This window comes from Thermostichus sp. MS-CIW-15, from assembly GCF_054060575.1.
This window is the reverse complement of sequence record NZ_JBSSDI010000067.1, coordinates 1-1,736: the sequence shown is the minus strand read 5'-3', so window position 1 is coordinate 1,736 and position 1,736 is coordinate 1. Positions and strand designations below refer to the sequence as shown.

Here is a 1,736-nt window from a genome sequence, read left to right as displayed (position 1 = left end):
GTGAGACTCAGGGGCATTGAACCCCTTCGTCTCACCGCCTATCCTCCAGCCCGCCAAGCTGCGCTGTGGCGGGAGTACCCCGGAGGTTCTGATGGGGAGTCGGGATCCCCGCCCAACGCCCCAGCTCCGTGATGGCGCCGACAATGCTCTCGATCTCCGTCGGTTGCCCCCGCTCGATATCCTGCAGCATCGAGGTGCGATGGGAGCCCACACGGGCTGCATCCTTCAGCCGCTCTTCCAAAGAGACCGGCAGCCGGATCCCAAATGCTTGGGCCACCGCCTCGGTTTCCTGCATCGCCGACCGAACCAAAGCATGGGTGGGCGGGTACTGGGCAATTGCGTCTTGGGCCGCGCGGGTAAGGGCGCTGATGGGATTGAAGGCGGCGTTCCCCCAAAGTTTTTGCCAGATCTCGACCCAAATTTGGGAGGTGAGGGCCACAGAAAGCTGCCCCTGCTCAAAGATGGCCGCCAGAGAGCGCAGCCGCTCCGACAACGACCCATCCGGCTCTCCCAGAATGTAGCGCCCGCCACCGGTATGCAAAACTACCCCCGGCTCTGCCAACTGCACGGCGATGTACACCACACAGCCGATCACCCGCTCGACTGGCAGATGCGCGGCGATCACCCCGCCCGGATCCACCGAAGTCAAGGAGCGCCCCTCAAACTCGCCGCCATGCCGGTAAAAGTACCACCGGGGGATACCATTCTGGACAACCACAACGGGGCTATCCGGGCCACACAGGGATCCCAATTGCGGGGCAAGCAGGGGCAAGCTGTGGGCCTTGACAGCAACGATCACCACATCTTGCCGCCCCAGCTCAGCCAAGTCGTCGCTGGCCGTCAGCCGCTCTACCCAAGCCACAGGGGGATCCCCCTGCCGGATCAGCTTCAAGCCTTGGCTGCGGATGGCCTGCAGGTGGGATCCCCGCGCCACCACACTGACTGAAAAGCCGGCGCGAGCCAGGCAAACGGCCAAATGCCCCCCGACTGCCCCGGCGCCGACGATGCCGATTTTCATGTTTTACCAAATGAGGAAATCCCTACTCGGCCCCGCCCTGGGTGATGCGCAAGATCCCGTATCCAAGCGCCACACCCACTAGGGTCAGGACGATGGAGAGCCCAGCAATGGTGAAGATCTCACTAGCCATAGATTCCTCTCAGGTGGATTGCCTCGCCCTTCAAGGATATCGGATCTTGTGCCTTCGGCCTTCCCCAGGGTGAGGCAGCCCCTCTAGCTCAATATCTCAGGAGAGAAAAACCGCAAAGATTACAGTCTGTGAAGATCCCAGCCACCTCGGACTTGATGGGAACGAGTCCCCCCCCTCTATAATGAAAGCAATTTACAAGTCTTTACTGGCGTAGGCTAAATTGTAATGCCGACAGCCGTGAAACTTGTTCGGTGGCCCTAGGGCGGCTCGTCGGGATCGCCACAGCTCTGCTGAGGATTCCAAGAGCAGTTCGGAACGCCAGCAAAGCTGCCTGAAGCAGCGGTTGGTCAGTTCTGGCCAGGAATCCGTGCAGGGAAACCAAGGCGACAAGTTCGCAGACTGAGTCTTTATACCTAGGCACCAGTCTTGCTTCAAAGGAGCAAAATTTGTAGTTTCATTAATGTCCTCATCATGTTTTTAAGGAGAGGTTGAGATGACCATCGCAGTAGGGCGCGCGCGCCAGGAGCGAGGATGGTTCGACATCGTCGACGACTGGCTCAAGCGCGACAGATTCGTGTTTATCGGCTG

General features: G+C 59.8%; 2 protein-coding genes. Both read right to left on the bottom strand.

The features are described from left to right. Positions 1–31: 31 nt before the first annotated feature. A complete protein-coding gene (locus ACVW0R_RS13415; protein ID WP_457502197.1) occupies positions 32–1,018 on the bottom strand; it encodes a ketopantoate reductase family protein in 987 nt (328 codons plus the stop codon). A gap of 22 nt (positions 1,019–1,040) precedes the next feature. Further along, positions 1,041–1,148: a cytochrome b6-f complex subunit PetM gene (petM, locus tag ACVW0R_RS13410; RefSeq protein WP_011431156.1), complete on the bottom strand. Its 108-nt coding sequence runs from the start codon at positions 1,146–1,148 to the stop codon at positions 1,041–1,043. Positions 1,149–1,736 lie beyond the last annotated feature (588 nt).

Coding starts and splice junctions, on each gene's coding strand:
- ACVW0R_RS13415 (WP_457502197.1), bottom strand. CDS start 1,018: ATGAAAATCGGCATCGTCGGCGCCGGGGCAGTCGGGGGGCATTTGGCC.
- petM (WP_011431156.1), bottom strand. CDS start 1,148: ATGGCTAGTGAGATCTTCACCATTGCTGGGCTCTCCATCGTCCTGACC.